This window comes from Deltaproteobacteria bacterium (assembly GCA_016208165.1).
Taxonomy (GTDB): Bacteria; Desulfobacterota; Desulfarculia; order JACQYL01; family JACQYL01; genus JACQYL01.
Window position 1 is genome coordinate 51,701 of the sequence record JACQYL010000133.1, and the last position, 20,790, is coordinate 72,490.

General features: G+C 57.8%; 21 protein-coding genes. 19 read left to right on the plus strand and 2 right to left on the minus strand.

Annotation, left to right across the window (positions count from 1 at the left end):
- Positions 1 to 25: 25 nt before the first annotated feature.
- Entirely contained in the window at positions 26 to 3,529 is a 3,504-nt protein-coding gene (locus HY788_23585) for an AAA family ATPase (protein ID MBI4777125.1), read from the minus strand.
- A complete protein-coding gene (locus tag HY788_23590; GenBank protein ID MBI4777126.1) occupies positions 3,526 to 4,788 on the minus strand; it encodes a DNA repair exonuclease in 1,263 nt (420 codons plus the stop codon). The genes HY788_23585 and HY788_23590 overlap by 4 nt, the downstream gene beginning before the upstream one ends.
- A gap of 727 nt (positions 4,789 to 5,515) precedes the next feature.
- Here HY788_23590 and HY788_23595 point away from each other — a divergent pair.
- The 19 genes from HY788_23595 to HY788_23685 form a co-directional block, all read left to right on the plus strand.
- Positions 5,516 to 6,619, plus strand: coding sequence for a glycerol dehydrogenase (locus tag HY788_23595; protein ID MBI4777127.1), 1,104 nt, complete (start codon positions 5,516 to 5,518; stop codon positions 6,617 to 6,619).
- A gap of 265 nt (positions 6,620 to 6,884) precedes the next feature.
- Positions 6,885 to 7,175 (plus strand): ethanolamine utilization microcompartment protein EutM, encoded by a 291-nt coding sequence (gene eutM / locus HY788_23600; GenBank protein MBI4777128.1) that lies wholly within the window; start codon positions 6,885 to 6,887, stop codon positions 7,173 to 7,175.
- Between the two features lie 53 nt (positions 7,176 to 7,228).
- The gene (gene pduB, locus HY788_23605; protein MBI4777129.1) at positions 7,229 to 8,041 is read left to right on the plus strand and encodes a propanediol utilization microcompartment protein PduB; all 813 of its coding nucleotides are present in this window, start codon (positions 7,229 to 7,231) and stop codon (positions 8,039 to 8,041) included.
- A 16-nt stretch (positions 8,042 to 8,057) separates the two neighbouring features.
- Positions 8,058 to 9,725, plus strand: coding sequence for a propanediol/glycerol family dehydratase large subunit (locus HY788_23610; protein ID MBI4777130.1), 1,668 nt, complete (start codon positions 8,058 to 8,060; stop codon positions 9,723 to 9,725).
- Positions 9,726 to 9,749: 24 nt separating this feature from the next.
- Positions 9,750 to 10,388 (plus strand): propanediol/glycerol family dehydratase medium subunit, encoded by a 639-nt coding sequence (locus HY788_23615; GenBank protein MBI4777131.1) that lies wholly within the window; start codon positions 9,750 to 9,752, stop codon positions 10,386 to 10,388.
- Positions 10,389 to 10,487: 99 nt separating this feature from the next.
- Positions 10,488 to 11,021: a diol dehydratase small subunit gene (locus HY788_23620; GenBank protein ID MBI4777132.1), complete on the plus strand. Its 534-nt coding sequence runs from the start codon at positions 10,488 to 10,490 to the stop codon at positions 11,019 to 11,021.
- Positions 11,022 to 11,034: 13 nt separating this feature from the next.
- A complete protein-coding gene (locus HY788_23625) occupies positions 11,035 to 12,861 on the plus strand; it encodes a diol dehydratase reactivase subunit alpha (GenBank protein ID MBI4777133.1) in 1,827 nt (608 codons plus the stop codon).
- A 6-nt stretch (positions 12,862 to 12,867) separates the two neighbouring features.
- The gene (locus HY788_23630) at positions 12,868 to 13,341 is read left to right on the plus strand and encodes a glycerol dehydratase reactivase beta/small subunit family protein (GenBank protein ID MBI4777134.1); all 474 of its coding nucleotides are present in this window, start codon (positions 12,868 to 12,870) and stop codon (positions 13,339 to 13,341) included.
- Between the two features lie 9 nt (positions 13,342 to 13,350).
- Positions 13,351 to 13,842 carry a BMC domain-containing protein gene (locus HY788_23635; GenBank protein ID MBI4777135.1) on the plus strand — a complete coding sequence of 164 codons (492 nt, stop codon included), beginning with the start codon at positions 13,351 to 13,353 and terminating at the stop codon, positions 13,840 to 13,842.
- Between the two features lie 110 nt (positions 13,843 to 13,952).
- Positions 13,953 to 14,570 carry a hypothetical protein gene (locus HY788_23640; GenBank protein MBI4777136.1) on the plus strand — a complete coding sequence of 206 codons (618 nt, stop codon included), beginning with the start codon at positions 13,953 to 13,955 and terminating at the stop codon, positions 14,568 to 14,570.
- Between the two features lie 20 nt (positions 14,571 to 14,590).
- The gene (gene eutJ, locus HY788_23645; protein MBI4777137.1) at positions 14,591 to 15,445 is read left to right on the plus strand and encodes an ethanolamine utilization protein EutJ; all 855 of its coding nucleotides are present in this window, start codon (positions 14,591 to 14,593) and stop codon (positions 15,443 to 15,445) included.
- 1 nt (position 15,446) lies between these two features.
- Complete coding sequence (locus HY788_23650; GenBank protein MBI4777138.1) at positions 15,447 to 16,262, plus strand: hypothetical protein; 816 nt, start codon at positions 15,447 to 15,449, stop codon at positions 16,260 to 16,262.
- Positions 16,263 to 16,284: 22 nt separating this feature from the next.
- Positions 16,285 to 16,566: a EutN/CcmL family microcompartment protein gene (locus HY788_23655; GenBank protein ID MBI4777139.1), complete on the plus strand. Its 282-nt coding sequence runs from the start codon at positions 16,285 to 16,287 to the stop codon at positions 16,564 to 16,566.
- A 37-nt stretch (positions 16,567 to 16,603) separates the two neighbouring features.
- The gene (locus HY788_23660; GenBank protein MBI4777140.1) at positions 16,604 to 17,185 is read left to right on the plus strand and encodes a cob(I)yrinic acid a,c-diamide adenosyltransferase; all 582 of its coding nucleotides are present in this window, start codon (positions 16,604 to 16,606) and stop codon (positions 17,183 to 17,185) included.
- 37 nt (positions 17,186 to 17,222) lie between these two features.
- Entirely contained in the window at positions 17,223 to 17,780 is a 558-nt protein-coding gene (locus HY788_23665; GenBank protein MBI4777141.1) for a heme-binding protein, read from the plus strand.
- A 134-nt stretch (positions 17,781 to 17,914) separates the two neighbouring features.
- Entirely contained in the window at positions 17,915 to 19,315 is a 1,401-nt protein-coding gene (locus HY788_23670) for an aldehyde dehydrogenase EutE (GenBank protein ID MBI4777142.1), read from the plus strand.
- Positions 19,316 to 19,336: 21 nt separating this feature from the next.
- On the plus strand, positions 19,337 to 19,753 hold the full coding sequence (locus HY788_23675) for a heme-binding protein (protein ID MBI4777143.1): 417 nt from the start codon (positions 19,337 to 19,339) through the stop codon (positions 19,751 to 19,753).
- On the plus strand, positions 19,754 to 20,053 hold the full coding sequence (locus HY788_23680; GenBank protein ID MBI4777144.1) for a hypothetical protein: 300 nt from the start codon (positions 19,754 to 19,756) through the stop codon (positions 20,051 to 20,053).
- A gap of 467 nt (positions 20,054 to 20,520) precedes the next feature.
- Positions 20,521 to 20,790 (plus strand): hypothetical protein (locus tag HY788_23685; GenBank protein MBI4777145.1); only part of this gene is annotated, 270 nt, incomplete at its 3' end.

The window sequence follows — 20,790 nt, forward strand, 5'->3', positions numbered from 1 at the left end:
TGCACATCCGCCATGCGCCGGCCGCCTACCGTTCGAGCCGGTACTCGAAGAGCGTATCGGACTTGATACGCATCCGGGACAGCTCCAGCAAATGGGTGTGGTGGGTGAAAAATACGACCTGGGTCTTTTTCGATAGATCCGCCAGCAGATCGAGAGCGGCGCCGGCGCGTTCATCGTCAAAATTGATCAGTGCGTCATCTACAACAAAAGGGATCGGCTCGTTGGCTCCCACGTGCTGCTCGATGCCCGCCAGCCGGAGCGCCAGGTAGAGCTGGTCGCAACTACCCGCGCTCATGCCGTCCACGCGGACTCGCTCGCCGCTGGGACGCACCCCTACTATGATCGGAGTGTCTTTCCGGTCGTAATCCGTCGAAAGTCCTTCGAAGGAACCAAGGGTTAGATGCCTGAAGAGTTCGCTGGACCGGGCGAACAGCGGCCCCTGACTTTTTTTGCGGTAGAATTCCAGTTCTCTCCGGAGAATGGCGGCGGCCAGGCGGACTTGGGAATACTGCTCCGCCGCGTCACGAACGGCCGCGAGAACCGACTGGGCATTTTCCCATGTTTCCGCGGCGTCGTGTCGGCCATCCATTCGATCGAGAGCCAGACGCTCGGAAATAACGGTTTCACTCAGATCTCGAATGCGCTGCTCTTTTTCCTCGACACGCTGCCTGGTGTTTCGAATCAGCACCGGAATCGCATCTGCGTCCGTTTGCTCGAGTTCGGTCAGGAGATCCTCCACCGTGCCTCCCCTGCTGTGGGTTCGCAGTTGGGCTTCGAGTTCGCTGAGTTTTTGTCTTAACCCCCTTGCCTTGATGGACCTCTGCTCCGCCGTTTCCAGATGTTCGGCCGAATCGACACCGGCTGAAGTACACATTTCCACAATGGCGGACTGGTGCTCTTCAGCCTGATGCAGCAGCGCTTCGAGGGTTTTCTTTTTTTCGCCGAATTGACGGCGGATCTGTTCCAGGGACGCGGCGTTCTTCTGTGATCTCGAAAGCCGCGCGTTGAGTTCGGACACGATCTGTTCCGCGGGCGCATCCGTAAGATCCGGAGCGCATCGTTTCGCCATTTCATCAACGCGCTTATCGAATCCAAGTGTATATGCAGTCATTTTTTCGACGCGTTCGCCGTTGCTGCGGGACAGCTTGACGTTCTCCTGGAGCCTCCGGATACTCTCGACCACCATGTTGGCTTCCTTCGGGCTCATCGTTTCCTCAAGTCCCGCATCCTTTAACACGGACCGCCATTCCCGGTTCCAGGATTCCAGATGGTCAACAACCTGACGTTGTTCGTTCAAGGCGGCTTCCAGCGCTATTCTGCCTTTCGTTATCCGTTCCTGAAGGGCCTTCCGTTCCCGTTCCAATTCCGCCGCGTTTTCAAGGAGCTTCTCGGCAACCTCCAAAAGGCCGTCCAGGCGTGTCACTTCCGGAACCGCCCGGCCCACGCGCTTCAAGGCGTTCGATACGGCGGATATATGCCCGGACATTCGATTTCGCAGGTTTTGAACTCGAGCACGGCTCTGTCGGAGTGATTCCGCTTTCTGAACAAGGCCGGTTTGCCGTTGCAGCCATCGTCTCATCTCGCGAGGCGAAAGCGGTTCTCCGTCGAGTTCCCTCCAGCAGGCGTTCCATTCCTGTCGGAGAGTATCGAGGGCGGCGGACCATTTCTCCTTTTCCAAAAGAAGGGCATCCATCATACGTTTACCGCTGTTCAGATCCGATGTCAGGCGGGCGTGCAAGAGCACCCGATCCGCCTCCCGCCGGAGACGGTCGGCGATAGCGTCGGTCTCGGCCACACTCTGTTCGTAAGCGTGTGACAAGGTAGTCTCCGAACCGTCGGCTGCTTCCACACCCGGATCACCGATCCCCTCCAACCAGGCTTCTCGAACCCTCGCCCAAACCGCGTCCCTGTGTTGGCGGGCTTTATTCAGTTCTTCCTCGGTAGGCGCCTCACCGGCAAGCGCCGCCTCCTCTTTACGCCGCAAAGTCTCGGCACGGCTTCGGGCGGTTTCTTCGAAGCGTTCCCGCGCCTGTTCGATGCGCCTGTTCACCTCCGAGAATTCTTCATCGAACCGATCTATGGTCTCCGGCGCGGGAGCAGCGAGCGTTTCGAGTCGCTCCAGTCCGCCGGACCACAAGGACAACCGCTTCAGTTCAAGGGAAACCTGCTCGGAAAGACGCTCACAATCCGCCGCCGCCGTCTCGAGGTCCCGGTCCAGCGGTCCTTCCGCGCGCGCCGGTCGAATAGCCGACACCAGAGCGGCCGTGTCCATGGATCCGGGCAGGGCCGCCAGACGCTGCTCGGCTTCCTTCAGCTCTCTACTGTGTTCGCTTACATTTTTCTCAGCCGCTTCTCTCTTTTGAGCAAAGGCTTGATACCGGCCCGCCGTATCGCTGATCTTGACGCGTTGAGCCACGGTCAAGCGTAGTTTTTCGGCTTCGTCGGGTTTAGCCCCGGGCCGCAGCTCTTCCAGTATGGAAAGGGCCTCTTTCCAAAATTGCTCCATGGACGAGCGCACGTCAGGCAAGTCTCGCCTGGCCTGTAGATATTTACCGAGATCCTGGTGGAGTTCCGCTATGACCTTCTCTCGAGCGAGCAGATCTTCGGAAACCTCCAGCCTCGTCATCCTCTCTTCCAGGTCTCCGATCTCGATACCGATCTGATCCGCGGTCCTTCTCGTCCGATCGAGGTCCCGAAACAACTCTTTGCGATGCTGCGGAAAATCCTCGTCCAGAACAATCACTTCACCCATGGCCTCGACGCGGGCCTGGACTTCCTTTCTTTCCGCAACAATGGGAAGAACGGCCTCGAGGTGTCTCAACCGCTCGAGTTCCACACGATCGTCATTCAGTGCGGTTTCAAGATCCTTCTTCCCGGCAAGCGCCTCTTGCCACGCTTTCGAGTGATGCTGCCAGTCGCTGGATGAAAGGGACATTTCCTTCATTCTTTTCGAGAGTTCGAGGTACTCGCGGACGTTTGCATTGACGGTCTGGTTCTGGCCCCGGGGCCGGAAAAGCTGGTCCGCTTCCGAATCCAGATCTTCAAGGATACGGCGCAGTCGCGCGCCCCCCATGCCGGCGGAAAACAGCGCCTCGCCGAGGTCGCCTCCGCCGGCGACAATTTCATTTCCCCCTCGCACGAGTTCCGAATGGCTGATCCCGAACATGGTCTTGAAGATCTCCAACGGAACGCCGCCCAGAAAGGGTTCGAGAGTTCGATCGTCCAGCGGGTTTTCACCCGCGTCCAGCAGAGTGTTCTTGTTGCCTTTCCTGCGAATGAATCGAACTTCCGTTCCGTCCGAACGCCGCAGGCATGCTCCTATGCGGAGGTCCGGGTTTGCGTGAATGAAATTATCGGACGTATCGCGGGGTATGCCGTACAAAAGGCTGGATAAAGCCCTCAGGGCCGAGCTTTTTCCCGCTTCGTTAGGACCGTATATGATATGGACTCCCTCCCGTCCTCCGGAGAGATCGAGCGAAAGATCGGAAAACGGGCCGAACGCCTGGAGATCGATACGGCATAATCTCATGAATGTTCTTCCTCCAACAGTCGTGACAGCAGAAGGTCTCGCGCACTTTGCAGGAGCGATCGAAGTACCTCGGGCCTTTTGGGATCAAAGGCGTCAGGTCCGTCCAGGAGGTCATGGGGCAGCTTATCCTGCAGCGGCTCCAATTCACCGGCGAGTTGGGCGAGCTTATTCTCGTCCCTGCAGAGTTCGTTCACATGTTTTACAATGTCCCCGATGGGGTCGTCTCTTTGGGAAAGCATACTCAGATCCATGGCCGGGACCGTCCGCAGGGCAACCTTCTCGACCCAGGCGAGTCCTCCGCTCGAGTCCGTCACGGCCTCCCGAACTTCGTTGATCCACCGTCCCTGATTACGCGACAACCTGTCATGAGCGCGGCAAGCGCCGACGAGCACAATTCGGACGGCCAGTGGTTTACCGCCGTTTCCGTCCACCTCTTTTTGCACGTTCCCGGCTACCATGGAAACCAGTCTTTCAGGACTTTCGACGCCCTCGACGTTCACGTGACAGATTCCCCAGCGAAAAACATCGAGTGTTCTTTGCTCGACGGCGACGACCTCCCCATTGTCGACTTCCACCAGAGCGCATCCTTTCAACCCGGCTTCCCGAACATTTCGCCCTTGAATGCAACCGGAAAAGACGATCCACGGATCTCTGCTGACGATTTCCCATTGATGAACGTGACCCAGGGCCCAATAATCATACTTCTTGGAGGCCAATCCGTTGACGGAGCAGGGGGCGTAATTCTCGTGACCGGGTCGTCCCGTGAGGCTGGTATGGAGCATCCCAATGTTGAAGCACCCGGGCACGGCTTCGGGAAACGCCTTCGATAGATCCTCACGAACGGAAGCATGGGCGAATCCCTGACCGTGAATCGCAACTTTTAGATCGTTCAAAACAACGGTTTCCGGCCTTCGAGAAGAGAGCATCCGGACGTTTTCGGGCATGTTCAGGCTTCGTGTAATCCGGCTTTCGGCGTCATGATTTCCCTTTACCCAGAAAACCCGAATATCGGCTTCCTTGAGACGACGCATGACGTTTGCAAGAAACAGAGCTGTATTGTAATCTTTCCAATCACTGTCATACAGGTCTCCTGAAATGCAGACGAACGAGACGGATTCCTCGATGGCCAGGTTGGCGAGGTTTTCGAGAGCTTTGCGCGTGGCCCCCCGGATTTCGCTGACGGGCGCGCCGGGATACTGCTGCAGTCCGCGTAGCGGACTATCCAGGTGGATGTCCGCTGCATGCACGAATGAGATCATTGGAGTGCTCCTTCTATATGGGATCTTGCGGCTTCCGATTCCCCCCTCGTCGGCTCCTGAATCATACCCGAAGAAACGGATCTTTCAAACAAACTCCTGTTAAAAGCTTGAAAAGCAACCCCCCGGTGTTTCATGGTAAGCGCTGACGTGCTTCCACTTCGCCGACGGACCCGCGCAGGAAGGAACCGTGCCCGAAGGCGGTCTCGCGTCTCAAAATTCCCTTGACTTTTTCGTTCATTCGGTAGAAACATTCGCGTTCAGACGTCCGGCAGGTAGAAATCGACCGGTTTTCTGGTTCACCGGACGCTCCCGTAATGATCCCATCGGCCGACACAACACGGCGTAGGAGTCAGCGTCTTCCCTTTCGAGTGCTCCTGCGTTTCCCCTTCCCCCAAAAATACCCCATCTGAGGGAGAGATTTCATCCTTTTGAGGGATACAATTTGACGGAGTGTTGTGCTCTTATGGGAATGTGTCCTTGTCGGGTCGTGGGCCGACACCGGTGAGGGAGATCCAACCAGACAGATCGGCAGCGTTGTTCAGTACGTCGGATGCCCTACACGGCCAATCGCTTGACGTAGGGTCGTTTTTCGATAGTGGTGAAGCTGAACCGATTTCCATTCCCCAAAAAGCGTTTCAGCCGAACCAGCATGGACACCAGGGACAAGTAAACCGAAAGTCCTGGTTTATCCGTACCTCGAAACAATAAACCATAAGGGAGGGACAACATGAGCCGAATGCTGATTGCACCTGGTCGGTACGTTCAGGGCGCCGGCGCCATCAAGGAAATTGGTGTGCATGCGGCAAGAATGGGAACCAAGGCTTTGGTAACGGGTGGCAAGAAGGCTCTAGCCACCTGCGGAAGCGCGATCAAAGCCAGTTTGGACGCCAACGGCGTCGGGAGCCATCAGGAAGCTTTCCTGGGCGAGTGCTGCGACAAAGAGATCAACCGCCTCGTAGGCATAGCCAAAGCGAACGGCGCCAACATCATTATCGCGGCGGGCGGCGGCAAGGTCATCGATACCGGGAAAGCGACGGCCCACGAAATGAAGATACCCATCATCGTCGTTCCCACCATAGCGGCTACGGATGCGCCCTGCTCGGCCCTGTCCGTGATCTACACGGAAAGCGGCGTGTTCCAACGATATTTGGTGTTGCCCGCCAATCCGAACTGTGTGCTGGTGGACACGGAGGTTGTGGCCAACGCACCCGTGGAATTCCTGGTGTCGGGCATGGGAGACGCGCTGGCCACTTTCTGGGAAGCAGACACGTGCAACAAGAGCTGCAAGCCCAATGTGTTGACCGGGGGATGCCCCCCCACCCTGTCCGCGTACACCTTGGCGCGGCTCTGCTATGACACCTTGCTCGAGCACGGTCTGTCGGCGAAACTGGCGGTCGAGCGCAAGGTGGTAACGCCGGCGGTGGAAGCGGTTGTCGAAGCCAACACGCTTCTGAGCGGACTGGGATTCGAGAGCGGAGGCCTCGCCGGAGCCCATTCGGTACACAACGGCTTCACCGTGCTCGAAGCCTCTCACCACAAACTCCACGGTCAGAAAGTGGCTTTCGGGACCCTCACCCAGTTGGTGATGGAAGGGAGGCCCAAAGATGACATCGAAGAAGTGATCTACTTCTGCAGCACCGTTGGACTCCCCATCTGTCTCGCGGACATGGGCGTACACAACCCGACACGCGAAGAGATCAGGAAGGTGGCCGAGGCCACAACGGCGCAAGGCGAAACCATTCATGCCACCTGGTTCCCCGTAACGGCGGACGCGGTCGAAGCGGCGATCTGGGCTGCCGATGCCCTCGGAACCTATTACAAGGGTCTTTAAACCGTTCGTTATTAGCGGCAGCGTCCGTCGAGGCGATCCTCAAAGGATCGCCGGACGCCGCCCATTATTCCGAAATCCGGGGACATTGCCGATTGAGGTGGGAGACGCGGACGTTCCGCAGGAGCACTCGACGGCTGTGAACCCCTGTTTCGGGACTATACAATAGAGGCGCTCGTGGTAATCCCGTCCGAGAAAGAGGGGGAGAAATCGAAGACGGTCCCTTTCGGGGACGGTGCGATCGTCTGAATGGCCAGGAGGATTTCATATGATTAAGGAAGCACTCGGAATGATCGAAACTAGAGGCCTTGTCGCCAACATCGAGGCTGCGGACGCCATGGTAAAAGCGGCCAACGTGATTCTTGTGGGTCAGGAAAGGATAGGCGCCGGCCTCGTTACCGCCATGGTGCGAGGAGACGTTGGCGCCGTCAAGGCAGCCACGGACGCCGGAGCCGCCGCAGCCGCAAAGGTCGGCGAGGTCGTCTCCGTGCACGTGATCCCCAGACCGCATCAGGATGTGGAGCAGATCCTACCCCAGCCCCAGCCCACAAAACCGTAACCATCGGTCCTGGGTCGTCTTGCGATTAGGACAAAACCAGGAGGAGGCAGTACATGCAAGATGAATTGATCAACAGAGTCATGGCCGAAGTTATGAAGCGGGTTGGTTCCGCTCCCGCCAAGGAGGCCGCAAAAAAGGAAGTCGCGAAGGCCAATCCAGGCCCATCGGCGCAAGATCTCATTCAAGTGACCGAGTACGTGGGCGTAGGCCTGGGCGAAACTTTGGGGATCGTGATCGCCAACCTGGACCCCATTATTCACGCAAACATGGGTATTGATCCCAAGTACCGATCCATCGGCGTCATCGGCGGCCGCGTGGGAGCCGGACCGCAAATCATGGCGGCGGACGATGGCGTCAAAGCAACGAACACGGAGATCGTGGCTGTCGAGATGCCCAGGGATACCAAGGGCGGCGCAGGCCACGGTAACTTGATCATCTTCGGAGCCGAAGACGTGTCGGACGCCCGGCGCGCGGTCGAGGTGACCCTCGAGGTCTTACCTAAATACTTCGGCGACGTCTACGCCAACGATCAGGGCCACCTCGAGCTGCAGTACACGGCCCGAGCCAGCAGATGTCTGAATCACGTGTTCAAGACTCCGGAGGGCAAGGCTTTTGGTCTGATCCTCGGGGCGCCTGCCGTGATCGGCGTGCTGATGATCGATACGGCCGTCAAAGCGGCGGACGTGGAGGTGGTCGGCTATGCATCTCCGGCAAAAGGAACCAGTTTGACGAACGAGGTGATGATCTGGGTCTCGGGCGACTCGGGAGCCGTGAGACAGGCTGTAATGTCCGGTCGCGAGGTCGGAGTGAAACTATTGGGCGCCTGGGGCCAAGAACCCAAATCCGTGACCACGCCCTACATTTAGGCGAGAGGAGGCATCCATGAGTAAGAAGCAAAAACGCTTCCAAGTGCTCGCTGAACGTCCCGTTAATAAGGACGGATTCATCAAGGAATGGATCGAAGTGGGCTTGGTCGCCATGAACAGCCCCAACGATCCAAAGCCCGGAATCAAGATTGAAAACGGGAAAGTGGTGGAACTGGACGGCAAACCCCGCGCGGAGTTCGATCTCATCGAGGCGTGGATCGCCGATCATTGCGTCGATACTTCCGTGGCGGAAGAAGCCATGGCCCTCGATTCCGAAAAATTCGCTCGGATGCTGGTGGACATCAATGTGCCCCGATCGGAGATCGTACGTTTGTCCGTGGGCATGACCCCGGCCAAGATCGTCGACACTCTGAACCGGATGAACGTCGTCGAACTCATGATGGCCATGCAGAAGCTCCGACCGCGCAGAACCCCGTCCAACCAGGCCCACGTAACCAACCTCAAGGATACGCCCGTGCTTCTGGCTGCGGATGCGGCGGAGGCGGCGTTCCGGGGATTCAGCGAACTGGAAACTACTGTTGGTGTTGGAAGATACGCGCCGATGAACGCCCTGTCCATTCTGGTGGGCTCCCAAACGGGCCGCCCGGGGGTGATCACCCAGTGCGCCGTTGAAGAAGCGCTCGAACTCTCCATGGGCATGCGGGGATTGACCGCCTATGCGGAAACGGTGTCGGTCTACGGTACGGAGCAGGTTTTCGTCGACGGGGACGACACACCCTGGTCTAAGGCTTTTCTGGCGTCCGCTTATGCTTCCCGCGGGATCAAGATGCGATTTACCTCGGGAACGGGTTCCGAGGTGCAGATGGGCTACGCGGAAGGCAAGTCCATGCTGTACAACGAAATCCGTTGCGTGATGATCGCCAAGGGAGCGGGAGTACAGGGACTGCAGAACGGCTCCATCAGTTGTATCGGCGTTCCCGGAGCGGTTCCTGCGGGTATTCGCGCCGTGCTGGCGGAAAACGTGGCCACGGTGTTGATGGATCTGGAGGTGGCCTCGGGTAATGACCAGACCTTCACCCATTCCCCCATTCGCAACACCGCTCGTATGCTGATGCAGTTTCTGCCTGGAACCGACCTCATCGTTTCGGGCTACAGCAGTGTGCCGAACTACGACAACATGTTCGCCGGATCCACCCACGACTGCGACGACTACGACGACTGGCTGGTCTTGCAGCGGGATCTTCAGGTAGACGGCGGATTGCGACCGGTAACGGAGGATGAAGTCATCGAAATCCGTAACAAGGCGGCTAGGGCCATCCAGGCCGTGTTCAAGGAACTCGTCTTGCCGGCCATCACGGACGGAGAAGTCGAAGCAGCCACGTATGCGCACGGAAGCAAGGACCTGCCGGATCGTAACGTTCCGGAGGACTTGAAGGCCATCGAGAGTTTCATGAAGCGCAACGGAAACGGGCTGGATGTTGTGAAGGCTCTGGCAAAACACGGATTCGAAGATGTGGCCCAGGGCGTTCTTACCATGCTGAAGCAGAAAGTTTCGGGCGACTATCTCCATACCTCGGCCATCTTTGATGATCGTTTCGAGGTGTTGAGCGCGGTCAACGACCCCAACGACTATGAGGGCCCCGGCTCCGGGTATCGACTCGAAGGCGAGAGGTGGGAAATACTGAAAAATATCCCACAGGCCATCAGTCCCGAAGATGTCTAGGATCGGCCAGGGAGGTAGTAACAGATGAATATTTCCGAAGAATTAGTGAAAGAAATTATTCTCGAAGTTCTGCAGCAGATGCAGGGAGAGAAGAAGACGGCGTCCACGGAAGTCGCATCTCCCTTGAACTTCAAGGAACTTGGCCCGGCCAGGCGCGGGACGGACAGAAACGAGGTGGTCATCGGTTTGCCGCCCGCATTCGGTACGGTCATGACACAAACCATTATCAAAATTCCTCATCGAGACGTACTTCGAGAGGTGATGGCGGGCATTGAAGAAGAGGGACTCAAGTCTCGTCTCGTCAAAGTGAACAAAACGGCGGACGTTGGTTTTGTAGCCCATGAAGCCGCCAAACTGAGCGGATCGGGGATCGGCATCGGGATTATTTCCCGTGGAACCACGGTCATCCACCAAAAAGATCTCCCCCCGCTCCAAAACCTCGAGCTGTTTTCTCAGTCGCCGCTCGTGGAGCGGGAGACCTTTCGCGCCATCGGACGCAATGCCGCCAAGTACGCCAAGGGAGAGAGTCCCGCTCCGGTGCCGGTGCGAAACGATCCCATGGCTCGACCCAAGTACCAGGGCCTCGCCGCCTTGCTTCACAACAAGGAGGTCCAGTACGTAAAGGGCGGCGCGCCCAGCGTCGAGATGCAGGTTCAGCTCTAGGCCGGGCACGACGTTCCTCTATCGAGGAGGCCGTGTTTCGACCCGCAACCACGGACGCACACGACGAGTGAGCAACAACTATCCAAAGAGGTAAAACGAATGGCCGAGACGAAAGGACTCAATGTTACGCCCGATCAAATCGCGGAGGCTGTGAAGCGAGTTATGGCCGCTTTACAGGGCGGCTCCGGGAAGGCGGTTTCCGGAAAACCATCCGGAGACAAACTGGACGCCGGCCGCGATTACCCTCTGGCAATTAAAAGGCCGGATCTGGTCAAGTCCGCCGGTGGAATGGGTCTAGACGACATTACCCTGGAAAAGGTGATCTCCGGGAAAATCCAGTTCGATGACGTCAAGACGCGTCCCGAGACCCTGGAATACCAAGCCCAGATCGCGGAAAGCGTGCACCGTCCCAGGCTGGCTTCAAACTTGCGGAGAGCCGCCGAGATGACCCGGATTCCCGATGCGCGGGTGCTGGAAATGTACAATGCCCTGCGACCGTATCGGTCCACCAAACAGGAATTACTCGATATCGCCAAGGAGTTGGAAACCGAATACCAAGCGAAAGTCTGCGCCAGTTTGGTCCGGGAGGCCGCGGAAGCCTACGAAAAACGAGGGCGCTTGCGTAAGGATTAAAGGCTGAAAACGTATGGCTTACATCGCGGGAGTTGACGTAGGTAATAACACGACCGAAGTTGCCATAGGCCTGCTTACCCCGGGACAGGACATGCGGTTTCTGTCCAGTTCCCTCGTCAGGACCGTGGGAATGAAGGGCACGATTCAGAATGCCATGGGCGTCATCCATGCGCTGGATGAAGCTCTGGCTCCTCTGAACCTTTCACGCAAAGACCTCGGGCGTATCCTGCTCAACGAAGCCACCCCGGTTATCGGCGATGTGGCCATGGAAACGATTACGGAAACCGTGATCACCGAATCGGCAATGATAGGACACAATCCGGCGACCCCCGGAGGATTAGGGCTGGGTCTCGGAGCCACCATTCCGCTGGAACACCTCGATTCCGCGGTATCCGACCGGCATTGGATCGTACTTGTTCCGGGCACGGTGGACTTCAGGGAGGCCGCCTCCAGGATCAATCAAGCCATGGCGGACGGCCTCGCCATCGCCGGAGCCATCGTCCAAAACGACGATGGTGTTCTCATTGTCAATCGACTCAAGCGCCCCATACCCATCGTGGACGAGGTCAAACTCATGGACCGCGTACCCGTCGGAATGCTCGCAGCCGTCGAAGTGGCGGGGCCGGGAAAGTCGGTGGACAAGCTCTCCAACACGTACGACATCGCCACCCTTTTTGGACTCGATCCTGAAGAGACCAGGCAAGTCGTGCCCGTTGCGAGGGCCTTGATGGGAACTCGAAGCGCCGTGGTGATCAAAACCCCTCGGGGGGAGATCCAGGAGCGAAGAATTCCGGCGGGAACGCTCGGACTTGTGGGACACAAGCGAAAGACGGAGGTCCGAGTGGAAGAAGGGGCTGAAGCCATCATGCAACGGGTGGCCGAAGTGGCCCCTCTCGAGGAAATCCGGGGTGAGCCGGGAACCAACGTGGGGGGTATGATCGAGAACGTACGGTGCCTAGTGGCCGAGCTCACGGATCAACCTGCGAGCGCCATTCAGGTGCGGGACATTCTGGCGGTGGATACCCTCAAACCCCAGAAAGTGCTGGGAGGTCTGGCAGGGGAGTATACCATGGGAAACGCCGTGGGTTTGGCGGCCATGGTGGAAACTCATCGACTTCCCATGCAGCGACTGGCGACCCGGCTCGAGGATGAAATCTCGGTGCCCGTTGCCGTGGGCGGGGTCGAAGCGGAGATGGCTATACGGGGCGCCCTCACGACCCCCGGCACCAGGGCCCCCATCGCCGTTCTCGACCTTGGAGGAGGCTCCACCGATGCGTCCTTCCTCAGCGAATCCGGCGAAATGAGGAGCATCCATCTGGCCGGCGCCGGCGATATGGTTACCTTGCTGATCGACACGGAACTGGGATTGGAAAACCGTGAGCTGGCGGAAAGCATCAAACGCCACCCGCTTGCCAAAGTGGAGACCCTCTTCAACATGCGTCATGAAGACGGCTCCGTTCAATTTTTTGATCAGGCTCTGGAGCCGCGCTTTTTCGGAAGGGTGGTTGCGCTCTCCGACGAGGGGCCGATTCCGTTGGAGACGAACGCGCCACTTAGAAGGATCCTCGAAGTTCGGCGAAGGGCCAAAAGAAAGGTCTTTGTGCAGAACGCTCTGCGAGCGCTGAAAAAAGTCGCTCCCGCAGAAAACATCCGGCTCATCAGCTTCGTTGTGATGGTCGGTGGATCCGCGCTCGATTTCGAGATTCCCCGGATGATCTCCGACGCCTTGGTGGAATACGGCGTGGTCACGGGCAAGGCCAACGTCCGAGGCATCGAAGGACCGCGTAATGCGGTAGCCACGGGTCTCGTGCTCAAGTACGCGGAAGAAAACGAGATGTAGCCCAACGTGTTGACGAACCTGGCACAAGAGAGTGAACGCCCGGCGGTCTGGTTGTGGATGCTGGCTCCGGTATCGGAACGGTCGATGAATCCCGTGCTTTGGGGTCTGGAGGAAGAGGGGATTCCGGTAAGAGTTCAGGAGTTCTCCGCCGGCTCGGCGGATGATCTCGCCAGACAGGCGGCTCAAGGTTCTCCTCTGGACGTGGGTATCGGACTGGACGGGACCGGACGGAAGGCGATCCTGCTGCATCGCGACCTTCTTAAGGAAAAACCGTTCCTCCTGTTGCAGGACGACGACTTTACCCCGGTCGAACTGCGCCGCTTGGGGACAAACGCCGCCCGACTGGTCAAGAGGCAGCCCTTGGTCCTGGACAGAGCATCGATCGGCAGTGTCACCAAGGAGAATTCATCGAACCCTCCGGAAGACGAAGTGGAGGCGCTCGTCAACCGTATCGTGAACTTTATCCTGGAGAATCGCTAGGGGATATCCATGAGAAACATGAGCCTCGGACTGATCGAAACTCTGGGATGGACCGCCGCCGTCGAGGCCGCCGACGCGGGGACCAAGGCTGCCAATGTTGCTTTGCTCCCCTATGGCCGCGCAGGAGCGGGGCTCATCACCATTCAGTTCAGAGGGGAAGTGGCTGCGGTGAAAGCGGCGGTTACCGCGGCGGCGGCGGCGGCAAGAAGGATTGGAAAGGTCGTCTCCGTACACGTGATACCGAGGCCGGACCCTCAGCTCGAATTGACCCTGCCCGGTCGTCCGCTTACCGGCAGGCCGGGACCCGAGTCCAAGCCCGCTTCACCTCCTGTTGAAAAACCTTCCGAGGAAAAGGCTGTGGGAATCGATGAGGCGGCGGCCGAAGCCCCCGCTGAAATGAAACCCGCGGAGGTAAAGAAAAAGCCTCCCAAAGCGAAGAAGAGCGAGGAGGCGCGGGAAACAACCAAAGCCAAGAAAAGGAAAACCGGAAAGAAAAGCTGAGCCGGAGTCCCACCGGGATGCGAGATGATGGCATTTCCGCAGGCACGGCGACGCTTCCGACGAGGGTAACCGTTTTATTAACCGATTGAGAAAAGACTAAGGAGCACGTAATGGCAGAGCTTCGCGCCTACGTATACCTGGATCGGCTGCAGCCCCAATACGCCGCCTATGTGGGCGCCAATGCGAGGGGATACATCCCCGTTCCGGGCATGGCCGCTATTCTGGTGGAAATATCTCCGGGGGTGGCCATCAACATCGCGGTAGACGCGGCGGTCAAAGCGGCGAACGTCAGGCCGGGGCTATTGGTGGTGGAACGGCACTTCGGTGTGCTCGAGTTTCACTCCGAGGCCCAGGAGGAAGTCAAGCATTCCGGCGGCGCGCTTCTAAAGGCCCTCGGCATGACCGTGAAGGACCGCCTAAAACCCGAGATACTGAATTCACAGATCATACACAAAGTAAATCCGTACCATGCCCAGATGGTCAACGTATCCCGGCTCGCATCCATGCTGCTGCCGGGTCAGGACCTGTACACTCTCGAGGTGCAGCCGGCGGCGTACATCTCGCTGGCGGCGAACGAGGCCGAAAAGAACGCTCCCGTCACACTGGTGGACTGCCGTACGTATGGGGCCGTGGGACGATTATATCTCGGAGGAAAGCGTTCGGACGTGGAACGGGGTGCGGACGCTGCCGAAACAGCCATCAAGTCCATAACGGGAAAAGAAAAATAGGCGCGCCCGTGGGAAGAAGCATGATCAGTGAAGCCGCGAACGGGCGCATAGCAGCCTTTGAAAGCGCCCTTAGCCTGAACGGAGGCGCGCGACCCGAAGGGACTCTATACTCGGGAGTGGACCTGGGTACGGCGTATATCGTCACCGCGGTGGTGGACGCCAAGGGACAACCGGTGGCCGGTGTGCTTACTCGAAGCGGAACCAGTGTGCGGGACGGGCTGGTTCTGGACTATGTGGGCGCTGTCGCCACCCTGCGGAAACAGGTGGCCGCCATCCGGAATGCAGGGTTCGATATCCGAGCGGCGTCCGCCGCATATCCTCCCGGTATTTCCGGCCGAAATACCCAGGCCTTCGGCAATGTGGTGCAAGCGGCTGGACTCGAATTGGCCGGACTCATCGACGAACCCACCGCTGCATCATTGGTCCTCGAGATCACGGACGGAGCGGTTGTAGACATCGGCGGAGGAACAACGGGCATTTCGGTCATCCAGGATGGAGAGGTCGTGTACGCCGCTGATGAACCGACGGGCGGCATTCATTTGGATCTTGTTATTGCAGGGCATTTTCACATCGACGTTCAGGAAGCGGAGGCGCTTAAGACGGACCCGGTCCGCCAGAAAGATCTTTTCCCAATGGTGCGGCCGGTATTCCAGAAGATGGCCAGCATTGTCTTGACCCACCTGCGGGAACATCCTGTGCAAACGCTGTATCTCGTCGGGGGGACAAGTCAATTCCCAGATATCGAGAGCGTGATGAGGGAAGAAACCGGTCTGGAAGTGGCATTGCCGGAGAAGCCCTTACTCGTTACTCCCTTGGGCATCGCCTTAAGCTGTTCCGGCAAGACAGTCGGGGCTGCGCCCCGCACGACGGAGTAGCATGGAAGAAGAACAGATCCAACGTATCGTGACCCGTGTAATGGAACGATTGGCCGCGCGATTGGGCGCCGACGGGGGTCGGGGTACACTGATCTTCGTGTTTACCGGCGCTACCGTCGCGTTCTCCGAGGCCCTCCGTCAAGTGCGGTCCCTGATTCTGGACGGATTCCGGGCGCAATTGTGCCTCTCTGAATCCGCCGGGCAGCTCTACGGCGGATCGATCGAGGATCAATTGAAAGGTTTTCCCCACATCGACTCCGTGCCCCATGATAAGTGGCTTGGCGCCCTGCAGGATGCGTGTGGTGTGGTTGTTCCCCTTCTGAGCGTGAATACTTTGTCCAAAGTATCCTTGCTCATCGCCGACAATCCGGCAACCAACCTCATACTGCATGCCCTGTTCCTGGGAAAACCGGTAGCCGTTGCTTGTGACGGAGTAGATCCCGGACCCGACAGCGGCCGCAGGCATCTCGGTTTCCGGTACGCAACTCCCGCACTGGAGCAGGCTGTTCTTCACAGACTGAAAACACTGGACTCCTATGGTTGTCGAGTGACCCGAGCGTCGGAACTGAGATCCGTGGTTAACGACCTTTTGCCTGTGGACAAGCGTACGGAAAGTGAATCGTCGAAGGTCGTAGATGGTTCCGTCCGCTCGCAGATCCGGCACCAGAAGAGAACCGTAACAGCCGCCGATATAGTCTACGCCCGGAGCCTGGGCGCCGATCTGATCTTACCGCCCGGGTCGCTTGTCACGCCGCTGGCTAGGGATCTGGCGAGTCAACACCATGTCGCAATCGTCCTGGGGGATGATCATGCATAAACCGGCAGGAGGTACAGCTTAAATGCAGATTGGGCGCATAATCGGTACTCTGGTGGCCACGCGCAAACACGAACGGCTCGTAGGCAGTAAAATACAGATCGTCCAGCCTCTCGATCTGAAGGGCGAGTCGCCTCAAGGAGACCCCCTTGTAGCGGTGGACGCCGTGGGCGCCGGTGTGGGGGAGCGAGTGATCCTGGTCCGCGGCAGCAGCGCCCGCCGGGCGGTTGATGACGATCAGTGTCCGGTGGATGCTACGATTGTTGGGATTATCGACCACATCGATATCGATGAAAGACAACTTTGAAAGCGTTCAACTTCGAGGCCTTGAAAGCTGAGGCGGCATGAACGGTATTCCTCTCGAAATGAAAATATACACCAGACGCGGAGATCGAGGTCAAAGCAGCATTCTGAACGGTGAAGCCGTCTACAAGGACGATCCCCGGCTGAAGACCTATGGCGCATTGGATGAACTCCAGTCCCATCTGGGAATGGCCCGATCGCTCATATCCCATGAATCCGTGCCGGACATTATCCGGTCCGTTCAGAGCGACATCTTCACGGCAAGTTCCGAGTTGGCTTCGACCCCTAATGCGTTGCAGCGCCTGGAACGGCGGATAGGGCCTGAAGACGTCACGAGATTGGAGCGATGGATCGACGAATTCACCGAGACCTATGGCCTTCCGACGCACTTCGTTGCACCGGGCGAATCCCTTGAAAGCGCCGTGTTGCATGTGGCCAGGTCGGTATGCCGTCGCGGCGAAAGGCTCATCGTCACCTTGAATCGGCAAACCGGCCATTACGATCAGTTGATCACGTATTTCAACCGCCTGGGCGATCTGATTTTTGTGCTCGCTTGGGCCGTGGACGTCATGAAGGTCATCGAACGCGTTGTCGAGGAGCTGACGCGAAACGCAGTCCGGTGAGGGAAACGATTTGAGAATCCCCTTTGCAGTGGCTCGTATGCTCGGTTTGGCGGCTGAAAAGGAGGCCGTTGCCCTGGGCGTTCCCATGGCCGTTTCGCTGGCGGACGGGGAAGGCTTGCCGTTGTATTTCGGACGCATGGACGGCGCCCTGCCGGCGGCCACGGATATCGCCGTTTCTAAAGCCTATACCGCAGCCGTTTTACGGATGCCCACCCATGAGGTGGGGAAGCTCGCTCAACCGGGATCCATGCTGTACGGGATTCAGAACACGCACGGAGGACGCATCGTCCTCTTCGGTGGTGGATTCCCGCTCAAGCTCGGCGGAAAGGTGGCGGGCGGCGTCGGAATCAGCGGAGGAACGGTGGACGAAGACATGCGGGTTGCCCTGCCCGTCGTGGAACTCCTGGCACAAATGGAGTCCTGTTCCTTCGCCATTAAGGAGATTCTCCCCCAGGATTTAAAGGTGGAAGACTGTATCGGACGGCTCGAAACGATTCTCCCGCAGGCGCTTTCACAAGCGTATGGAAACGTGCCGGCCGGGCTTTCAGTGCTGTTGACGGGCGCCATATACCTGGCGGCGGCAAAGACAACGTAGCTCTTTTAATAGAGGCGGGAAGGCATCCGGGGACCAGGATTCGACCCCCCGTTTGAGAAAAGGTTCCAAATATACCTCATATACCTCGAAGTGGCAGTGGCGTTCTGCGCCGAGGGATCCAAGGAGGATGAAATATGGCGAAGGATCAGGAAATGATCGCCGACGTGGTCAAGAGAGTTATCGAAGAACTCGCGAAAGGAACAGCTCCGGGGTCCGGGAAGGACTTCACCGGCCTGTACGACACGGTGGATGAGGCTGTCGCCTGTGCTGTGGAAGCACAGAAAAAGCTGATAGAAACCTCTCTGGATATTCGGAAGGAGATCATCCAGGCCGTGAGGAAGGCCACTCTGGACAACAATGAAGCCCTTTCGGAGATGGCGATTACGGAGACGAAACTCGGCCGTTATGAAGACAAGATCCGGGAAAATATTCTCTGCGCCACGAAGACGCTCGGGGTCGAAGACATTCAGCCTGCCGTCATCACGGGCGACCACGGACTCATGCTCTTGGAATACGCTCCGGTGGGGGTGATCGGATCCCTGACGCCCATCACTAACCCGACCGGCACCATTATCCACAACACGATCAGCATGATTGCGGCAGGCAATGCCGTGGTTTTCAATCCGCATCCCACGGCCACCCAGACAAGTACGCGATTGATCGAGCTATTTCACGAAGCGATTGTCGGGGCGGGAGGCCCCCCCGGTCTGATCGGGTGCGTGCGTAAACCTACGCTGGATACGGCCAAGGAGATTATCGCTCATCCGAAGGTGAATATGTTGGTGGCTACGGGCGGGAGGCCGGTTGTGAACGTGGTGCTCCGCTCCGGTAAGAAGGCCATTGGCGCCGGCGCGGGAAATCCGCCGGTTCTGGTGGACGAAACCGCCAACATACGCAGGGCGGCCGAGTGTATCATCAACGGAGCGAGTATCAACAATAACATCTTCTGCACGTGCGAAAAAGAAGCCATTGTGGTGGACGCTGTGGCGGATGCATTGATCAAGTTCATGCAGGAAACGGGAAGAGCGTACCTCCTCTCGCCCGAGGAAGTCGAGAAAGTCACGAAACTGGTCGTTACTCCCGAGGGAAAGATCAACGGCGAATACATCGGCAAAGACGTGCAGGTCATATTAAAGGATATCGGAGTGGAGGTGGGAGAGGAATACCGTCTGGCCATTTTTGACGCTCCCAAAGATCACCCCCTGGTCTGGATCGAGCAGATGATGCCCGTTTTCCCCATCGTCCGGGTAAAGGACGTTTGGGAGGGAATCAAGTTCGCCGTGGAGGTCGAGCAGGGCAACAGGCATACCGCTCTGATGCATTCCACACATGTGGACCATATGACCGCTTTTGCCCGTGCGATCCAGACCACGATTTTCGTGAAAAACGGACCCTCTTACGCGGGCATCGGCTTAGGAGGCGAAGGGCATACCGCCTTCACCATCGCCGGTCCGACCGGAGAAGGCATGACTTCCGCGAGGTCTTTTACCAGACAGCGACGCTGTACTCTGGTGGAGTCTTTCCGCATCATTTAGTTCCCACAGGGAGGTCCCGTCATGAACGTGAATCTCGATTTGGCCCTCGAACTTGTGGCCGCCGCCAGAAAGAAGGCGCTAGAGATCAACGTTCCCATGGTCATCGCCGTGGTGGACGCAGGGGGGAACGCGGTGGTCTTCCAGCGCATGGACAAAGCTCTCCTGGTCAGCATAGACATCGCCCTGAACAAAGCCTATACCGCGGCAGCCGTCAAGCTCCCCACGCACGAACTGGGAGTCCTGGCTCAACCGGGGCAACCGCTGTTCGGGATACACAACGCTGACGGCGGGCGCATCGTCATTTTTGGCGGCGGGTTTCCCCTGAAGCGGGTTGACGAAATCGTTGGAGGCATAGGCGTCAGCGGCGGCAGCGTGGAGCAAGACATCAGCTGCGCCAAAGCGGCTCTCACGCGTTTTGAAGAATTGGCCGGCGATTAGATGATGAAGATAGAGCTTATTCGGTCGCCGACGGAATCGTTCATCGAGATGCTCATGAACAACGTCCGTCTTCCCGACAGGAAAAGGCTGGAAGGCGTCCGGTGGGGCGCCGTAGGCCTGATCCAGAGCCTTTTGATCGACCTATACCGGGCTTCGGACATTGCCGAAAAGGCCAGTGATGTCCGCACGGCGCTGGTGATGGGAAACTGCCCTCAGCATATACAGATGCTCGCAGTGCTGGGCACGCAGGCGGCGGTTCATGCCGCGATCCAGAAGATTCGAGCCGGCTTCGGCGAGTAGGACCCGCCGCTTCGGTTGAAACGATGGATGCGCCCGCCGAACGGAACGGCGACGCATCGAATAATGCTCCGCCACATTTCAGAACAAGGAGGCTCACAGCATCCGGCACAGGCCACACGATTCCTGTCCCTCTGTCTATCTACAAACCCGATACAAAGGAGGTTATATTAGAAAAAATGTATTGAGAGCGCTCGAACTGTTTTTGTTACGGAGAATCTCTTAGGTTGTAAGCATCAAACAGTATCCCTTGTGTAATCTTCCTACAAACGTCTTATCGAAAGCACGTAGCGCCACTGGTCCACTTTTCGAACAGGTTAAGCGTTCGGGGGTGAAACTATGTTGGCCGGCAAGTATTGAATGATTCGAATCATCACTTAATACCTGCCATAAGGGACACTTTGCTAATCCTTTCCATACGCGATGGATGTTGTGGAGAGGATAGAAACCAGGAGAAGGAGGTAGGAGGTATGCAAAATAAGGTAGAGGTTGCTCCCTTACGAATTGGCGCGGCCGTCAAAGGCTGGATCATCATCTATGGTTTGACGATCATCACAAACTTCATACTTAATGCATGGATGAAAGCGGCGCCGATAGGACCCTGGGTCGGAGAAGACATACTAAAGTGGTACTGGTTTGACAACGTATGCTATATGCTGCTCTCCCTGTGGTGGTGCTTCCTCTTCGTTGCCGTAGGGAACTGGCCGTTTCATACCATCCAGAATGCCTTTACTAAAGGA